Source organism: Proteus mirabilis HI4320 (genome assembly GCF_000069965.1).
In the GTDB taxonomy this organism is placed as follows: Bacteria; Pseudomonadota; Gammaproteobacteria; order Enterobacterales; family Enterobacteriaceae; genus Proteus; species Proteus mirabilis.
Map to the genome: position 1 here is coordinate 3,061,850 of NC_010554.1, position 16,720 is coordinate 3,078,569.

At 41.7% G+C, this 16,720-nt stretch carries 21 protein-coding genes; 2 read left to right on the plus strand and 19 right to left on the minus strand.

Annotated features, from left to right (window positions below):
- Positions 1-345 precede the first annotated feature (345 nt).
- From rplL to PMI_RS13825, 14 genes are all read right to left on the minus strand, one after another.
- On the minus strand, positions 346-711 hold the full coding sequence (rplL, locus tag PMI_RS13760) for a 50S ribosomal protein L7/L12 (RefSeq protein ID WP_004246905.1): 366 nt from the start codon (positions 709-711) through the stop codon (positions 346-348).
- 63 nt (positions 712-774) lie between these two features.
- Positions 775-1,272 (minus strand): 50S ribosomal protein L10, encoded by a 498-nt coding sequence (rplJ, locus tag PMI_RS13765; RefSeq protein WP_004246904.1) that lies wholly within the window; start codon positions 1,270-1,272, stop codon positions 775-777.
- 327 nt (positions 1,273-1,599) lie between these two features.
- Complete coding sequence (rplA, locus tag PMI_RS13770) at positions 1,600-2,301, minus strand: 50S ribosomal protein L1 (protein ID WP_004246903.1); 702 nt, start codon at positions 2,299-2,301, stop codon at positions 1,600-1,602.
- Between the two features lie 4 nt (positions 2,302-2,305).
- Positions 2,306-2,734, minus strand: coding sequence for a 50S ribosomal protein L11 (gene rplK, locus PMI_RS13775; RefSeq protein WP_004246901.1), 429 nt, complete (start codon positions 2,732-2,734; stop codon positions 2,306-2,308).
- 145 nt (positions 2,735-2,879) lie between these two features.
- Positions 2,880-3,425, minus strand: a complete 546-nt coding sequence (gene nusG / locus PMI_RS13780) for a transcription termination/antitermination protein NusG (RefSeq protein ID WP_004246900.1) — start codon at positions 3,423-3,425, stop codon at positions 2,880-2,882.
- 7 nt (positions 3,426-3,432) lie between these two features.
- Entirely contained in the window at positions 3,433-3,810 is a 378-nt protein-coding gene (gene secE, locus PMI_RS13785; RefSeq protein ID WP_004246899.1) for a preprotein translocase subunit SecE, read from the minus strand.
- A gap of 272 nt (positions 3,811-4,082) precedes the next feature.
- Positions 4,083-5,267, minus strand: coding sequence for an elongation factor Tu (gene tuf, locus PMI_RS13790; RefSeq protein ID WP_012368508.1), 1,185 nt, complete (start codon positions 5,265-5,267; stop codon positions 4,083-4,085).
- A 67-nt stretch (positions 5,268-5,334) separates the two neighbouring features.
- Positions 5,335-7,449 (minus strand): elongation factor G, encoded by a 2,115-nt coding sequence (fusA, locus tag PMI_RS13795; RefSeq protein WP_012368509.1) that lies wholly within the window; start codon positions 7,447-7,449, stop codon positions 5,335-5,337.
- A gap of 79 nt (positions 7,450-7,528) precedes the next feature.
- Complete coding sequence (gene rpsG, locus PMI_RS13800; RefSeq protein ID WP_004246897.1) at positions 7,529-7,999, minus strand: 30S ribosomal protein S7; 471 nt, start codon at positions 7,997-7,999, stop codon at positions 7,529-7,531.
- Between the two features lie 99 nt (positions 8,000-8,098).
- Positions 8,099-8,473, minus strand: coding sequence for a 30S ribosomal protein S12 (gene rpsL, locus PMI_RS13805; RefSeq protein WP_004246896.1), 375 nt, complete (start codon positions 8,471-8,473; stop codon positions 8,099-8,101).
- 127 nt (positions 8,474-8,600) lie between these two features.
- A complete protein-coding gene (tusB, locus tag PMI_RS13810; RefSeq protein WP_004246894.1) occupies positions 8,601-8,894 on the minus strand; it encodes a sulfurtransferase complex subunit TusB in 294 nt (97 codons plus the stop codon).
- Positions 8,895-8,924: 30 nt separating this feature from the next.
- Positions 8,925-9,293 carry a sulfurtransferase complex subunit TusC gene (gene tusC, locus PMI_RS13815; protein ID WP_004249124.1) on the minus strand — a complete coding sequence of 123 codons (369 nt, stop codon included), beginning with the start codon at positions 9,291-9,293 and terminating at the stop codon, positions 8,925-8,927.
- Positions 9,293-9,685, minus strand: a complete 393-nt coding sequence (tusD, locus tag PMI_RS13820; RefSeq protein ID WP_004246892.1) for a sulfurtransferase complex subunit TusD — start codon at positions 9,683-9,685, stop codon at positions 9,293-9,295. Before tusD ends, tusC begins: the two co-directional genes overlap by 1 nt.
- 9 nt (positions 9,686-9,694) lie before the next feature.
- Positions 9,695-10,399, minus strand: coding sequence for a helix-turn-helix transcriptional regulator (locus PMI_RS13825; RefSeq protein ID WP_004246891.1), 705 nt, complete (start codon positions 10,397-10,399; stop codon positions 9,695-9,697).
- A gap of 618 nt (positions 10,400-11,017) precedes the next feature.
- Between PMI_RS13825 and PMI_RS13830 the strand changes: the two genes are divergently transcribed.
- Positions 11,018-11,899 carry a DMT family transporter gene (locus tag PMI_RS13830; RefSeq protein ID WP_004246890.1) on the plus strand — a complete coding sequence of 294 codons (882 nt, stop codon included), beginning with the start codon at positions 11,018-11,020 and terminating at the stop codon, positions 11,897-11,899.
- Between the two features lie 52 nt (positions 11,900-11,951).
- Here PMI_RS13830 and fkpA read toward each other — a convergent pair whose 3' ends face one another.
- Positions 11,952-12,701 (minus strand): FKBP-type peptidyl-prolyl cis-trans isomerase, encoded by a 750-nt coding sequence (gene fkpA / locus PMI_RS13835; RefSeq protein WP_004246889.1) that lies wholly within the window; start codon positions 12,699-12,701, stop codon positions 11,952-11,954.
- A gap of 336 nt (positions 12,702-13,037) precedes the next feature.
- Here fkpA and PMI_RS13840 point away from each other — a divergent pair, with 336 nt between their 5' ends.
- Positions 13,038-13,256 carry a SlyX family protein gene (locus tag PMI_RS13840; RefSeq protein WP_004246888.1) on the plus strand — a complete coding sequence of 73 codons (219 nt, stop codon included), beginning with the start codon at positions 13,038-13,040 and terminating at the stop codon, positions 13,254-13,256.
- 71 nt (positions 13,257-13,327) lie between these two features.
- Here the strand turns inward: PMI_RS13840 and slyD are convergent, their stop codons facing one another.
- The 4 genes from slyD to kefG form a co-directional block, all read right to left on the minus strand.
- A complete protein-coding gene (slyD, locus tag PMI_RS13845; RefSeq protein ID WP_012368511.1) occupies positions 13,328-13,969 on the minus strand; it encodes a peptidylprolyl isomerase in 642 nt (213 codons plus the stop codon).
- An 89-nt stretch (positions 13,970-14,058) separates the two neighbouring features.
- Positions 14,059-14,262: a YheV family putative zinc ribbon protein gene (locus PMI_RS13850; RefSeq protein ID WP_004246886.1), complete on the minus strand. Its 204-nt coding sequence runs from the start codon at positions 14,260-14,262 to the stop codon at positions 14,059-14,061.
- 4 nt (positions 14,263-14,266) lie between these two features.
- Positions 14,267-16,129 carry a glutathione-regulated potassium-efflux system protein KefB gene (gene kefB / locus PMI_RS13855; RefSeq protein WP_041707101.1) on the minus strand — a complete coding sequence of 621 codons (1,863 nt, stop codon included), beginning with the start codon at positions 16,127-16,129 and terminating at the stop codon, positions 14,267-14,269.
- The gene (gene kefG / locus PMI_RS13860; RefSeq protein WP_004246884.1) at positions 16,119-16,679 is read right to left on the minus strand and encodes a glutathione-regulated potassium-efflux system ancillary protein KefG; all 561 of its coding nucleotides are present in this window, start codon (positions 16,677-16,679) and stop codon (positions 16,119-16,121) included. The genes kefB and kefG overlap by 11 nt, the downstream gene beginning before the upstream one ends.
- Between the last annotated feature and the right edge of the window lie 41 nt (positions 16,680-16,720).

Below are 16,720 nucleotides of genomic sequence, written 5' to 3' on the forward strand. Positions count from 1 at the left end.
CTCAGCTCGCTGAAAAGTGACCCACTCTGCCTGCCCTTGTTATTAAGGGTGACACGACATTCATCTAACACTGTTTTTTTGTAGGTAGGAAAATAGAATTTTCCATAATACTTATTGCTATTACTCTTAAATCATTTCATTGCATTGCGCACACTACCGAGCTTTTGGAAAAACGTGGATCGTAGTGGCTAACACAGTATATTAAGTCGTCAATAGCAAAAAATATTGAGGTAAAGAGGAAGCCAAAAAAGTGTGAAAAAGCTACTCTTACCTTACAGCGCAAAAAGGCTGGTGACCAAAAAATCACCAGCCATCAGCCGTTAGGCTGCTCTCTGGGAAGTTAAATTACTTAACTTCAACCTCAGCACCTGCTTCTTCCAGAGCTTTCTTCAGAGCTTCAGCATCATCTTTGCTTACGCCTTCTTTCAGAGCTGCTGGAGCAGATTCTACTAAGTCTTTAGCTTCTTTCAGACCAAGACCGGTAGCGCCACGTACTGCTTTGATTACTGCTACTTTGTTACCGCCGATACCTTTCAGGATAACGTCGAATTCAGTTTTTTCTTCAGCAGCTTCTGCTGGACCCGCAGCAACAGCAACAGCTGCAGCAGCAGATACACCGAATTTTTCTTCCATCATAGTGATCAGTTCAACAACGTCCATTACAGACATTTCAGCAACTGCATTTAAGATATCGTCTTTAGAGATAGACATAACAATTGTTCCTAAAATTCAGAAAAAGTTTATACGTAGTAAAGCAACGAAGGAAATTGGCTATTAAGCAGCTTCTTTCTGATCGCGCAGTGCAGCCAGAGTACGAACCAGTTTGCCGGCAGCGGCTTCTTTCATGGTTGACATCAGGCGTGCGATTGCTTCTTCGTAAGTTGGTAGTGTAGCCAGGCGATCAATGTTTGAACCTGGGATAAACTCACCTTCAAAGGCAGCCGCTTTAATCTCGAATGCTGGGTTCGCTTTCGCGAAATCTTTGAACAGACGAGCTGCAGCGCCCGGGTGTTCAGAAGAGAAAGCAATCAAGGTAGGACCAACAAATGCGTCTTTCAGCACTTCATAAGAAGTACCTTCAACAGCGCGACGTAGCAATGTGTTACGTACTACACGTACAGTAACACCAGCTTCACGACATGCTTTACGCAGTTCAGTCATTTTATCTACAGTTACACCACGGGAATCCGCAACAACTGCAGACAGCGCGCCTTTGGCAACTTCGCTGACTTCAGCAACAATCGCTTGTTTGTCTTGAAGATTTAGTGCCATTAGCTTCTTGCTCCTGGATTAACCGAGTAAAAACTCGGGACTCACATCACTTATTGCCACAATGGAAATAAGCGCTAAAACACGGTGAGCAGAATCCAGAATATAAAATTCTTTTTGGCTCTCTCACCGTCTACGCAGGAAAATTAAGTAATTACTTACACCTGCGGTCTTGGACGGGGTCTGGATAGGCCAGACTCCAACCGAATTTGGGAATTTAGTTATGTTGACTCACATTCAAAATACAACATAGCTAAACTCAAGGCGTCAAATTCTATACAAATTTGACGCCAAGGTAAAGTCTTTTATGACTTTTAGTCTAATCGAGGATTAAACTGTCGCGCTTAAGCTTGCTTGATCAATAGCAACACCTGCACCCATAGTGGTAGACAGGCTTACTTTCTTGATATAAACGCCTTTAGCTGAAGATGGTTTTGCTTTTTTCAGCGCAACCAGCAGAGCTTCTAAGTTTTCTTTCAACTGAGCTTCGTTGAAATCAACTTTACCGATAGTGGTATGGATAATACCATTTTTGTCGTTACGGTAACGAACCTGACCAGCTTTAGCATTTTTAACAGCTTCAGCAACGTTAGGTGTTACAGTACCCACTTTCGGGTTTGGCATTAAACCGCGTGGACCAAGGATTTGGCCTAATTGACCAACAACGCGCATTGCATCTGGAGATGCAATTACAACGTCAAAGTCCATTTCGCCAGCTTTAACTTTAGCAGCTAAGTCATCCATACCGACTAATTCTGCACCAGCTTCTTTAGCAGCTTCTGCATTTGCACCTTGTGCGAATACAGCAACGCGAACTGAACGACCAGTACCGTGTGGCAGAACAGTAGCACCACGAACGTTTTGGTCTGATTTACGAGCATCGATGCCGAGGTTAACAGCAACATCAACACTTTCAACAAATTTAGCTGTAGCTAACTCTTTCAATAAAGCAACTGCTTCATTGATTTCGTACTGTTTCACTACATCTACTTTTTCACGGATATTGCGCATGCGCTTGGTTAGTTTAGCCATCAGATTAGTCCTCCACTACCAGGCCCATGGAACGAGCAGTACCTTCAATTGAACGCATCATAGCTTCAACATCAGCACCAGTCAGATCCGCAGCTTTAGTTTCTGCAATTTCACGAACTTGAGCAGTAGTTACTTTACCTACTTTCTCTTTGTTCGGTTTGCCAGAACCTGATTTCACGCCCGCCGCTTTCTTCAGCAGAATCGCTGCTGGAGGAGTTTTAGTCACGAAAGTGAAAGAACGGTCTGCGTAAACTGTAATAACAACAGGGATTGGTAAACCTTTTTCTACGCTTTCAGTTTTAGCGTTGAATGCTTTACAGAATTCCATGATGTTAACACCTTGTTGACCCAGAGCTGGACCAACTGGTGGACTTGGATTAGCCATACCTGCTGCAACTTGCAGTTTGATATAGGCTTGGACTTTCTTAGCCATTAATTAATTCCTCAATGTGGGTATATCGCCCGGCTAGGGCTCCCCGATTTACTTTGTTTTGTCTCATGACAAAACAACTCAAAACGAAAGGTGGAAAATTGTAGTGAACTTTTCCACCTTTTGCAAGAAAGGCGAGTAAAAAGGTTTAACCTTTTTCAACCTGACTAAAGTCTAATTCCACTGGGGTCGCACGACCAAAGATAGAAACAGACACTTTCAGGCGACTTTTCTCGTAATCAACTTCTTCAACAACACCGTTAAAGTCAGCAAATGGACCATCACTAACACGAACCATTTCACCTGGTTCAAACAGTGTTTTAGGACGTGGTTTGTCACCAACTTGTTGTAGACGATTCATGATCGCATCAACTTCTTTATCACTAATTGGTGCAGGTCTGTCTGAAGTACCGCCAATAAAACCCATGACTCTTGGCACATTACGCACAAGATGCCAAGTTGCATCATTCATGACCATTTGGACAAGAACATAGCCTGGGAAAAATTTACGCTCACTTTTACGGCGCTGTCCGCTACGGATCTCAACAACTTCTTCTGTTGGAACCATAACTTCGCCAAATGAGTCTTCCATTTCGTTTAATTTGATATGTTCACGCAGAGACTGTGCTACACGGCCTTCGAAGCCTGAAAAGGCTTGAATAACATACCAGCGTTTTTTAGGAGAATCAGTCATGAACACCTCACAGGCCAGTAATAAATGAAACTAAACGAACCAGAATGCCATCCAGTCCCCAAAGAACCAATGACACAATAGCCGTCACCGCAGCAACGATTAATGTTGTCTGCAATGTTTCTTGACGCGTTGGCCATACTACCTTACGCATTTCAATTCGAGCTTCGCGAGCAAATGCTAGTGTTGCTTTACCTTGTGTTGTCCACAACGCAACTCCGCCCGCAGCCGCGAACAGAATAACAACCGCTAAAGCCCGCAACGCAAGGTTAAATTCACGATAAAGATAGTTGCCACCCACTGCTACTACCAGCAATAAGACGGTAATGATCCACTTAGCGATATCACCACCGCGTTTGCTATCTTGAGCTCCGCTATTCGCACTCATAAATTAACCTGTCCATATGATGTAAATAAATAGCCAGCTTGCCTCGCAAGAGCAAAACAAATCAGACTAACCATAAATAAACTATGATTGCATCTGACACAGCGTCATATCTCTATGACATTCGTATCTGCAAGATACTGGACTCAATTCGTTGTATCAGAGCCTATCTCACCAATAATTTCCAGAAAACTAGTGATGAGATAGGTTCTTTTTCAAACAACGCATAAAAAGGGCATCAATTGATGCCCTTCTTTAGGAAAATTACCGAGTAATTAACCTAATACTTTAGCAACAACACCCGCACCTACTGTACGGCCACCTTCACGGATTGCGAAGCGTAAACCTTCGTCCATTGCGATTGGGTGGATCAGTTCAACGATCATGTTCACGTTGTCGCCTGGCATTACCATTTCTACGCCTTCTGGTAATTCGATAGTACCAGTTACGTCAGTTGTACGGAAGTAGAACTGTGGACGGTAGCCTTTGAAGAATGGAGTGTGACGACCACCTTCATCTTTGCTCAGAATATAAACTTCTGATTCAAATTTGTTGTGTGGGTTGATTGAACCTGGTTTCGCCAGTACTTGTCCACGTTCGATTTCTTCACGTTTTGTACCACGCAGCAGAACACCTACGTTCTCACCTGCACGACCTTCGTCAAGTAATTTACGGAACATTTCAACGCCAGTACAAGTTGTTTTGGTGGTTTCTTTGATACCAACAATCTCAACTTCATCACCTACTTTGATGATACCACGCTCTACACGACCAGTAACTACTGTACCACGGCCTGAGATTGAGAATACATCTTCGATTGGTAACAGGAATGGTTTGTCAATTGCACGCTCTGGCTCTGGGATATAAGAATCCAGTGCTTCTGCTAATTCAACAATTTTTGCTTCCCACTCTGCTTCGCCTTCCAGTGCTTTCAGCGCTGAACCACGGATTACTGGAGTGTCATCACCTGGGAAATCGTATTGAGACAGAAGTTCACGAACTTCCATTTCAACTAATTCTAACAGCTCTTCATCATCTACCATGTCACATTTGTTCAGGAATACGATGATGTAAGGAACACCAACCTGACGACCTAACAGGATGTGCTCACGAGTTTGTGGCATTGGACCATCAGTTGCTGCTACTACCAGAATAGCTCCGTCCATTTGCGCAGCACCAGTGATCATGTTTTTAACATAGTCGGCGTGACCTGGGCAGTCTACGTGTGCGTAGTGGCGAGTTGGAGTATCGTATTCTACGTGTGAAGTAGAGATGGTGATACCACGCGCTTTTTCTTCTGGCGCATTATCGATTTGGTCGAATGCACGAGCAGCACCACCGTAAGTTTTAGCTAAAACTGTAGTGATTGCAGCAGTCAGAGTTGTTTTACCGTGGTCAACGTGGCCGATAGTACCAACGTTAACGTGCGGTTTTGAACGTTCAAATTTTTCTTTAGACACGACTATATTCCTTAATATCGCTCCCTCTCACAGAGGGAGCGTAAACTAAATTGAACTCGAAAGGATCTTATTTCGCTTTACGAGCTTCGATAATAGCCTGAGCGACGTTGCTAGGCGCTTCGTTGTACTTCAAGAACTCCATTGAGTATGAAGCACGACCCTGAGTTTGTGAACGCAGGTCAGTTGCATAACCGAACATTTCAGCCAGTGGTACTTGTGCACGAATGATCTTACCAGTAGGTAGATCGTCCATACCTTCAACCATACCACGACGACGGTTTAAGTCACCGATAACGTCGCCCATGTAATCTTCTGGCGTTTCAATCTCAACTTTCATGATTGGCTCTAACAGAATCGGTTTTGCTTTCATGAAACCTTCTTTAAAGGCCATAGATGCAGCAATTTTAAACGCGATCTCTGAGGAGTCAACATCATGGTAAGAACCGAAGTGCAGACGAGCTTTGATATCAACAACAGGGTAACCGGCTAAAGGACCTGATTTCAGCTGTTCTTGGATACCTTTGTCAACAGCTGGGATGAATTCTTTAGGAATTACACCACCAACGATATCGTTGACAAACACATAGTTCTCTTCACCACCTGATGGTAATGGGCTAAGGTCAATAACAACATGACCATACTGACCACGACCACCAGATTGTTTAGCGTGTTTACCTTCAACGTCAGTAATTTCTTCGCGAATTGTTTCACGGTAAGCAACTTGTGGTTTACCTACGTTCGCTTCAACTTTAAACTCACGACGCATACGGTCAACTAACACGTCTAAGTGTAGCTCACCCATACCTGCGATGATAGTCTGTCCAGACTCTTCATCACTAGATACACGGAAAGATGGATCTTCTTGAGCCAGACGGTTCAGAGCGATACCCATTTTTTCTTGGTCAGCTTTAGTCTTAGGTTCGATAGCAACAGAGATTACTGGCTCTGGGAATTCCATACGTTCTAAGATGATTGGTGCATCAATTGCACACAGTGTATCACCTGTAGTAACGTCTTTCAGACCGATAGCAGCAGCGATGTCACCTGCACGAACTTCTTTAATTTCTTCACGTTTGTTAGCATGCATCTGAACGATACGGCCAAAACGTTCTTTTTTGTCTTTAACTGGGTTCAGAACTGTGTCACCAGAGTTTACAACACCGGAATAAACACGGAAGAACGTTAAGTTACCAACAAATGGGTCAGTTGCGATTTTAAATGCCAGTGCAGAGAATGGCTCTTCATCGCTTGAATGACGTTCTGCTGGAGTATCTTTACCATCTGGTAAAATACCTTTAATTGCAGGTACATCTGTTGGTGCTGGCAGATATTCAATAACTGCATCCAGCATCGCCTGAACACCTTTGTTCTTAAATGCAGAACCACAGGTAACCAGGATAATTTCGTTATCTAGAACGCGTTTACGCAGCGCAGATTTAATTTCTGCTTCTGACAGTTCTTCACCGCCCAGATATTTGTCCATCAGATCTTCTGATGCTTCAGCTGCAGATTCGATCAGGTTGTTGTGCCACTCTTCTGCTAGATCTTGTAAATCAGCAGGAATGTCTTCGTATTCGAAGGTGACGCCTTGATCTTCTTCATTCCAGCGAATCGCTTTCATTTTGATCAGGTCAACAACACCAGTGAAATCTTCTTCAGCGCCTACTGGGATTTGCAGTGGAACTGGGTTTGCAGCTAAACGTGTTTTGATTTGTTCAACTACACGTAAGAAGTTTGCACCCATACGGTCCATTTTGTTAACGAACGCGATACGTGGTACATGATATTTGTTAGCCTGGCGCCATACTGTTTCTGACTGAGGCTGAACACCACCAACTGCACAGTAAACCATAACCGCGCCATCAAGAACACGCATAGAACGTTCTACTTCGATAGTGAAGTCAACGTGTCCCGGGGTGTCGATGATGTTTACACGGTGAGGCTCAAACTGTTTAGCCATACCAGACCAGAATGCAGTAGTTGCAGCGGATGTGATAGTGATACCACGTTCCTGCTCTTGCTCCATCCAGTCCATTGTTGCTGAACCTTCGTGAGTTTCACCAATTTTATGGTTTACACCGGTATAAAACAGAATACGTTCACTTGTAGTGGTTTTACCGGCGTCGATGTGCGCACTAATACCGATATTACGATAGCGTGCTATGGGGGTTTGACGAGCCATTTTTTCCTCTCTCGTGGGCGTTCAATTCAGGTAAAGGACAGCATAGCTGTCCTGAAAAGAGTTGCGACTACTTCGCGGATTACCAGCGGTAGTGTGCGAACGCCTTGTTTGCATCTGCCATACGGTGAACGTCTTCACGTTTCTTAACAGCAGCGCCTTTGTTTTCAGCCGCATCAGATAATTCATTTGCCAGGCGAAGAGCCATGGATTTATCACCGCGTTTACGAGCAGCTTCAACAATCCAACGCATTGCTAATGCATTACGACGAACTGGGCGTACTTCAACTGGAACTTGGTAAGTTGAACCACCAACACGGCGGGATTTAACTTCCACAGTAGGACGTACGTTATCTAATGCGATTTCGAACGCTTCCAGTTCAGTTTTGCCTGAACGCTGAGCCAGGGTCTCTAGCGCATTATAAACAATAGATTCTGCAGTAGATTTTTTACCGTCTACCATCAGAATGTTAACAAATTTGGCCAGTAGTTCTGATCCGAACTTAGGATCTGGCAGAATTTTACGTTGACCAATTACACGACGACGTGGCATGGAAATACTCCGTTTAAAATTCAGGGTTGTCCAAAACTCGATGAGTTTATTTTGACATTAATTGTGAAAAAATGTTTGGCCTTACTTAACGGAGAACCATTAAGCCTTTGGCTTCTTCACACCGTACTTAGAGCGACCTTGTTTACGGTCTTTAACACCGGAACAGTCCAGCGCGCCGCGAACAGTGTGGTAACGCACACCTGGTAAGTCTTTAACACGACCACCACGGATAAGGATTACGGAGTGCTCCTGCAAGTTGTGGCCTTCACCACCGATGTAGGAAGAAACTTCGAAACCGTTAGTCAAACGAACACGGCATACTTTACGCAGTGCTGAGTTTGGTTTTTTAGGAGTGGTAGTATATACACGAGTACATACGCCACGTTTTTGCGGGCAAGCTTCCAGAGCTGGAACGTTGCTTTTAACAACTTTCGAGCTACGAGATTTGCGCACCAGCTGATTAATAGTTGCCATTTAAAAAAAGCTCCTGGTTTTTGCTTCGTAAACACGGATTTGAACTCTGTCTTGTCGACAAGACAAAACATGAGGACGCAGAATTTTATTGCTGACGAGCTCATGTGTCAAGAATTATACAGCAATTCTACGCGCCCCAGTGAATTTGTTGGGGGTGTTTTACCGTTAAATCGACAAAATCACCATAATTGATAAGTTTAATCTGATGAGAAACCTGATCTTTTAGGCCTCGCGCGAGAACATCATCAATTAATGCATAAACAGAAATTTGCTGAGCCAGACAATAAATTAATAAAGGATTATCTTCAAGAACGGCTAGTACACCATCTTGGATTAATAAAACTTCATCATGCTTTGTCAATAAAGACAAAAATGCGTCCAAATCACTTTGGTAAATAGAGACGGAGTAAGTATACAACATAACCGTTCATCCTTCTTGACTAACTCATCATTAAAAACGTAATACCACGTCATAGTGACTCAGTTTCTGAGCAATCTCTTGAGCTGTTATAACCTTGGCGTCAAGAATAAACATTGTTTGTGACGATAAACCACGATGAGCTAGATCTTCTTGTGATATATAGACGTTTGTCACATCATACAAGGGGAGGACTTTAAATGTAGCTGCATGATGACGAGAAAGAACGCCTTCAGGCTGTTGATTTTCCAGTAATTGGAACACGCCATCAGAAAGAAAAAAAACACCTATATTTTCGGTTAAGGCGGAAGTTGCTAATAGCGCATCTAAACCTTCACGCCCAGCACTATTACCATGAGGTGCCTGAGTAAAGATAAACGCCACAGAATTCATTTTCTTCATTAAAACTGCACCACACGATCACAAGTTAACATCGCTTGAGCGAGGGCTCCTAAGCCACTTAGCTCAAACTTTGTTGCCATATTGCTGCTCAGTAACCCCTGCTCTTTAGCTTGTTGCTCATCAACAACACCACGCCGTAATGCTGCAGCAACACAAACCTGCAAAGGGATATTGTAGCGTGAAGCCAATGCTATCCAGGCTTTTGGCAAGTCAAATTCATCACTTGCGGGTGAGACCAATTGATTAGCATTGGACACACCTTCACGATAAAAAAATACTTGTGCGATGTGATGACCTTTTTCAAGTAACGCTTTAGCAAATAAATAAGCGCTAGAAGCTTGTTCCGTGCCATAATGTGGCCCAGTCACCAGCAAGCAATATGTCAGATTCATCGTATTACTCTATTCTCCATTTTTAAATTGGCGGATATAGAGATACACAGTATGTTTAGAAATATTCAGTCTATCAGCAACCTGATTTATCGCGTCTTTGATATCAAAGATCCCTTTCTCATAAAGATTTAACACCACTTGTTTATTTTTCGCATTATTAGCCACTTCACGATCGTTATTCACTTCTTCAATCGTAAATTCAAGTGTTTGTGCCACGAGATCATCGACAGAAGAAGCAAAATTCACATCAGAAGCCACTTCATGAGTTTCTTCAGGAATAAAGGTTTTAATAATCTCAGAGAATGGGACATCAAGGTTCATATTAATACATAATAAACCAATAACACGGCGCTCACGATTACGAATAGCGATCGTAATTGATTTCATCAAAGCGCCACTTTTTGCACGGGTAAAATAAGCTTTTGAAAAACTTGAATCTTCATCTGTAATATCATGCAACATTTGTAATGCTAAATCGGTAATAGGTGAACCAATCTTACGGCCTGTATGTTCCCCATTCGCAATTTTAACCGCTGAACATTTCAAATCTTCCAGAGAGTGCAATACGATTTCGCAGTGATGACCAATTAACATGGCTAAACCATCTACTGCAGCCTCATATGACTTTAAAATTTCGTGATCAGTTTGAGTAAAAGGTCGGCTATCTAGTTTTTCAAACTCGTTGCTGTCACCATAGAATAACGGGCTAGACATTTGATTATATAATCCTTAAAGGCTTTAATTATGATAATGACTTGAGGTCTTATTATTTATAATGATTCATCTTCATGAATCAATTCAATATTAAAATTTAAATATAAAGTCCTGTACAATCTTGACGTTAAATCGTCAAGGGATCTACGTCAAGAGTCTTAGAATAAGAGCTTTGTCATAGGTCACAGCTTTGCTTTATTTTCTTTCTATTTTTACATTACTCACGCATTTCTCTTGATAAAATTACCCTATTTCGGGGATCAAGAAAAAGATCAATGAAGCTAAGCACACCAGTTATATTTAAATATTATGCTATTTTAAGAAGTTGTTAACCCTATTAATATGCTAATTATCTAAAAATTTTAACAAATATTATAAAATATCGATCCGCGGGTGAAACCGACTATATCTACATTTTCTCTCGCTTGTTTTATGCAAAAGTTGCTAGGAAAACAGTTTACCTTTAGCACTGTTATGCACTTCTATAATTTATCTGGCTAGAATATATTCATTACTATATGTATGCAGAGAGATTATTACTATTGATTCTCCTATCAGAATGACATAACCGTTATCTCGACATTACTGCTGTTTCTACACACTTTTACAGGTTTACTTATGTTTTTAGGTCAATATTGGGCAAAGTTTGCCCCAACTACGCTTTTTGTTCTACTTTGGAGTAGTGGTGCTATTTTTTCTCGTTGGGGTTTAGATAATGGCAGTTCATTTGCCATTTTGACTTGGCGTTTTGTTATTGCATTACTGTTTCTTACCCTACTTTGTCTCCAACGTCGCCAATTTCTTCCCCCTAAAGGAAGCCGTTTAAAAACAGCATGGGTTGGATTGCTCATTATCGGTGGTTACTCTATTTGTTACTTGTTAGCGCTCGCTAACAGTATTACACCAGGGATGCTCGCCACTATTATGGGTATTCAGCCGATCCTCACTTTATGGATCATTGAACGACACTTTACTGCGAGTCGGTTATTAGGACTATTTATTGCTTTGATAGGATTAGTATTAGTGGTTGCGCAGAGTTTATTTAATACTTCACTCTCATTAACAGGAATGATTTATGCACTCATTGCACTCCTCTGTATGAGCTTTGGCGCAATTTCCCAAAAGAAATTACAATTAGCGCCTATGGAGGCATTGCCGATACAATATGTGGTTAGTTTAACGCTATGCTTATTATTTATTCCATTTCAACCTATGCAGCAATCTTGGGATATTGGTTTTATTGTTCCCGTACTTTGGCTAGCAATTATTATTTCTGTCGTGGCACAATTACTACTCTACCGACTGTTAACTGCAGGTAATCTGGTTAATGTGACTAGCTTATTCTATTTAGTACCGGGAGTAACTGCGTTAATGGATTATATCTTCTTAGGCAATAAAATGTCTTGGCTTAGCTTAGCGGGGATGGGCGCCATTATTATTGGTCTTATTTTTGTATTTAAAAAGTCTAACTCGATGATTGTTGAAGAAAAAATAAAATAAACAAACAAAAATGCTGGAATAGTACTCCAGCATTTTTTCATTAAGCAACTGATTATTTGTCGCTTTCAACACTCAGCAATTCAACTTCAAAGACTAATGTTGAGTTAGCTGGAATGCCACTCGTTGCACGTTGACCGTAACCTAATTCAGGTGGAATAACTAACTTAATTTTTCCGCCTTCTTTAATGTATTTCATACCTTCAGTCCAACCTGGGATAACACTTTTCAGGCTAATAGTTAAAGGCTCTTTACGATCATAAGAACTATCAAATTGTTTACCGTCAATCAGCATACCTTTATAGTTCACAGTAACGCGATCGGCATCTGTTGGTGTTTTACCTTTACCTGGATTTTCAACTAAATACAGTAGGCCTGATTTAGTTTTAACAACACCTTTTTCAGCCGCAAATTCTGTACGGAATTTATCACCAGCAGCTTTATTCTCTGCAGCTTCTTTTTCCATTTTCGCCGTTGCAACCGTACGTACTTGATCTTCAAAAGCTGCCAGCGTTAATTCAATTTCTGCATCTGATAATTTAGATTTATTATTAAAGGCATCTTGAACACCGGCTAATAATTGTTTTGAATCTAAATTAATACCGATATTTTTTTGTTCTGTTAATGCAGCTTCCATATAGCGACCCATTGACGCGCCTAAAGCATATGCATTCTGCTCATCCTGAGTTTTAAACGCGCTATTTAATGTTGGTACTTTAGCTGTCTCTTCTGCCAGTGCATGAGGTGCACTAAATGCAAATGCTAAACTTGTTGCCAACAACGTCGTTTTTAATAAAGATTTCATCCCGTTCTCCAGTTTATGTTAGTGAGTCACTACGCGTTGCAAACGATCATCTTAAATCTTAGCAAATACGTTTTGCATCACTTCTTTCTGTCGTTGCGGAGTAGATCTCATCCGCGGGTAACAATTTTATATGAATTAAAAATATTTGCCGACACCCACAACCGTTAATGTTAGGATTTTCGTCAGCACAGCGTGTTACCACATTAACAAAATAGTCTTTTAACTCAAACCAGATTTATGTCTTACTGTGTATATATCAGTAAATAATATTAAATTTTACTCAGTAATTCACTATATTAGTCATTATATGACATCACATAACAAGGAGAAAAAACCATGGACATTAAGGAAATAGAAGAGTTACTTATTCAATTAGAGAGTAAAATTGCTTTCCAAGATGCCACCATCGAAGAGTTAAATCAGGTGGTCACACAACAACAAATTGAAATTAGTCGTTTTAAAGAGGCCTTAAAAATCGTCACCGAACGATTGAAGTCATCCCAATCATCAATGCTCGCTCGCCCTGAAGATGAGACCCCACCACCTCATTATTAACTTCAAGTGAGACTGTAGGCAAGAACAAAAAAGGAGCGTTATCACGCTCCTTTTTCAATGGTTTCACAAGATTAATGTTGGCAACCACAACCGCCATGACCGTGGCCGTGACCACCTTTTCCATGACCGCCACCACAACATCCACCTTCTTCACCGTGATCGTGATCATGACCATGACCATGACCACCACCACAGCATCCGCCTTCTTCACCGTGGCCATGTCCGCCACAACACTCATGACCTTCATCTTCACCATGAACATGACCATGAGCTAATTCTTCTTCCGTGGCTTCACGGATAGCAACGATTTCTACATGAAACTTCAGGTTTTGACCCGCTAACATGTGGTTACCATCAACGATAACTTCGTCACCCTCAATACCGGTAATTTCTACTGGTACTGGGCCTTGATCTGTATCAGCTAAGAAGCGCATACCCACTTCTAACTCATCAACACCAACAAAAACATCTTTCGGTACACGTTGAACTAAGTTTTCATCGTATTGGCCATATGCGTCATCAGAAGCGACTTCAACGTCGAACTTCTCACCAACTTCACGACCCGTTAATGCATTTTCTAAACCACTGATTAAAGAACCACGGCCATGTAGATAGTCTAGCGGTGCACTCACCGGGGACTCATCAACTAAAACACCGTCTTCTGTTCTTACTTGATAAGCCAGACTAACTACCAAGTCGTTTGCTACTTTCATGACATCTCCTACATACCCGTGGGCAAAATTTTCCCGATTGTAACGAAAAATAAATCGTCTGTATCGGGTTATATCAAAAAAACCTACAATTATTGTGGTGTAAAGATCCCGATGACCTGTTCATTTTCACGCACAAGTGCACTCACCTCACCGTCTGTTTGCCTTTGCTGATGACCACATTGAGCGCATTCCACAATATCCACTTTATCTTCTCGCCACATTTTGAGTGTATCTTGGGCTTGACAGTGGGGACATACTGCGCCAGCAATAAAACGCTTACGGGTTGCAGACATGGGGTCAGTTCTCCTGTTTATCAATGGGTCTTTTTTCTCTATTTACTTGAGGGATAGCATCAGTTAACGATTCGTCCCAAATATCAGGCTGGTGGTGCTCTTGTCTCATCTCTTCATTAAACAGCTCTTCTAATTCACGACGAGCCTCTTTAACACGTGAAACATTCGAGACTTCTTCGGGTGATTCGTCCACCAACTTTCTTAATAACTGCATATCTAGACGACGAAAATGCTGTTGTGCACGATAGGCCTGATGTGGATGCATACCAAGTTCAATTAAAGTTTTACGTCCTAGCTCTAAAGCACTCGAGAAGGTTTCTCGACTAAACTCTGTTACCCCTGCTTTTAACAGCTCATGTGCTTCAACCCGTCCTCTTGCTCTGGCAATAATTTGTAATTGAGGAAAATGGCGCTGGCATAAATGGACAATTTCCATTGTCGCTTCAGGCTCATTACTGGTGATCACAATGGCTTTCGCGTGTTCAGCCCCCGCAGCACGTAATAAATTCAAGTCTGTCGCATCGCCATAATAAACTTTATAACCATATTTACGCATGGTACTTAAACTACCAACGTCATGCTCTAATACGGTCACATTGACTTTATTTGCCATAAGTAGGCGCCCGACTACCTGTCCCATACGACCAAAGCCCACCAGGATCACTTCTGGATGGTTATTTTCAACAAAAGGCTCTTCGTCTATCTTTGCATCATTATAACGGCGCGATAACACGGCGTCTGTCATTTGCATCACAAGTGGCGTAGTCATCATTGAAAGCGTTACGACAACCAAAAGCAATGCCATCTGTTCACTATTTAATACCCCCATCGCCATAGAGGTAGAAAAAACAACAAAAGCAAATTCACCGCCTTGGCTTAATACGGCTGAAAATTGCAAACGTGTCGAAAAGCGTAATCTCGCTAACCAAGCGATACCATAAAGTACCAACCCTTTAATCAAGACTAAAATGACAACGCCCAGTAACACTTGCGGTAAATAATGCCACAATATACCTATATCGAGGGACATGCCGACGGAGATAAAAAACAACCCTAACAATAAGCCTTTAAAAGGTTCAATCGAGATTTCTAATTCATGACGATATTCAGAGTCAGCTAATAATACCCCTGCAATAAAAGTTCCCATCGCCATGGAAAAGCCAATCATTTCCATAAAGAGTGCTGACCCTAATACCACTAATAGCGCACCGGCGGTAAAAACTTCTCTCACACCCGATTTAACAATTAAGCGAAATAGTGGGCGCAATAAATAGCGGCCACAAATTAATAATGCAGCGAATGAGACTATTTTTAGGGCAATACGATACCAATCACTACTGGCTGTTTCGCCAGCAAGTAAAGGGATCACCGCAAGAATAGGAATAACGGCCATATCTTGAAAGAGTAAAACCGCAAAACCCAACTGCCCTCCTTCGTTATGATTCATTCCTTTTTCATTCATCAATTGTAAAGCCATCGCAGTTGATGACATGGCGATACCTAGGCCACCAATCAATGCTGCTTGCCACGAAAAAGAAGTTAAGAGTAAAAGTAGCCCTGTGATAACAGATGCAGTAAAGACAACCTGCATGGCGCCGACACCAAATATTGCTCGCCGTAACTCCCAAAGCTTAGCTGGATTTAACTCCAGCCCAATCAGGAACATTAAAAAAACAACCCCTAATTCAGAAAAGTGTAAGATGTAATCAACATCTTTAAATAACCCTAATCCCCAAGGGCCAATCGCAATACCAGCAATTAAATAGCCTAATACCGCACCAATTTTTAAGCGTTGTGCAATGGGGACCATAATCACGGCAGCACATAAGAAAAACAGCACGGCTTTTATCATCCAATTACCTTCCATCCGCGTGTTCCCCCTCTAACGGTGCTTGTAACCATTGGCGATAAGCATCACTAATATGCCCTAGTGTTGTTTTGGACTGTTGCCTTGCGGAGTAAATAATCATCGGCGATAACCAGCGCATACCACACATTTCCGCCATTAACTCGATAGGACGCAATAATTCAGATAGTGTGTAGTGATTTTTACCATTATGTTGATAAGCATGTTCAGGCTCACCAGTAGTCACCACACAACGGAATGTTTTTCCTTTAAGTTGAGCTCGTCCAACTTTATTAGCAAAAGGACGCGTGAGCACTCTATCTTGCCACTCTTTTAATAGCGCAGGACAACTATAAGTTTGTAATGGAAACTGAAATACAATGACTTGATGTTGACACAATAGTGCTTGCTCACGGTGAATATCGATAAAAAAATCAGGGTAAGTGGCATATAAATCATGAATTGTTATATTTTCCAGATCCCTCACCGCACGCAACAACGCTTTATTGGCGATAGATTGACGCGGCTCGGGATGGACATACACCAGTAAAACATTTGATGCGTTTGACATCATTCCTCCTTACAAAACGTGTCAGAAACCTTTTTTTCCGT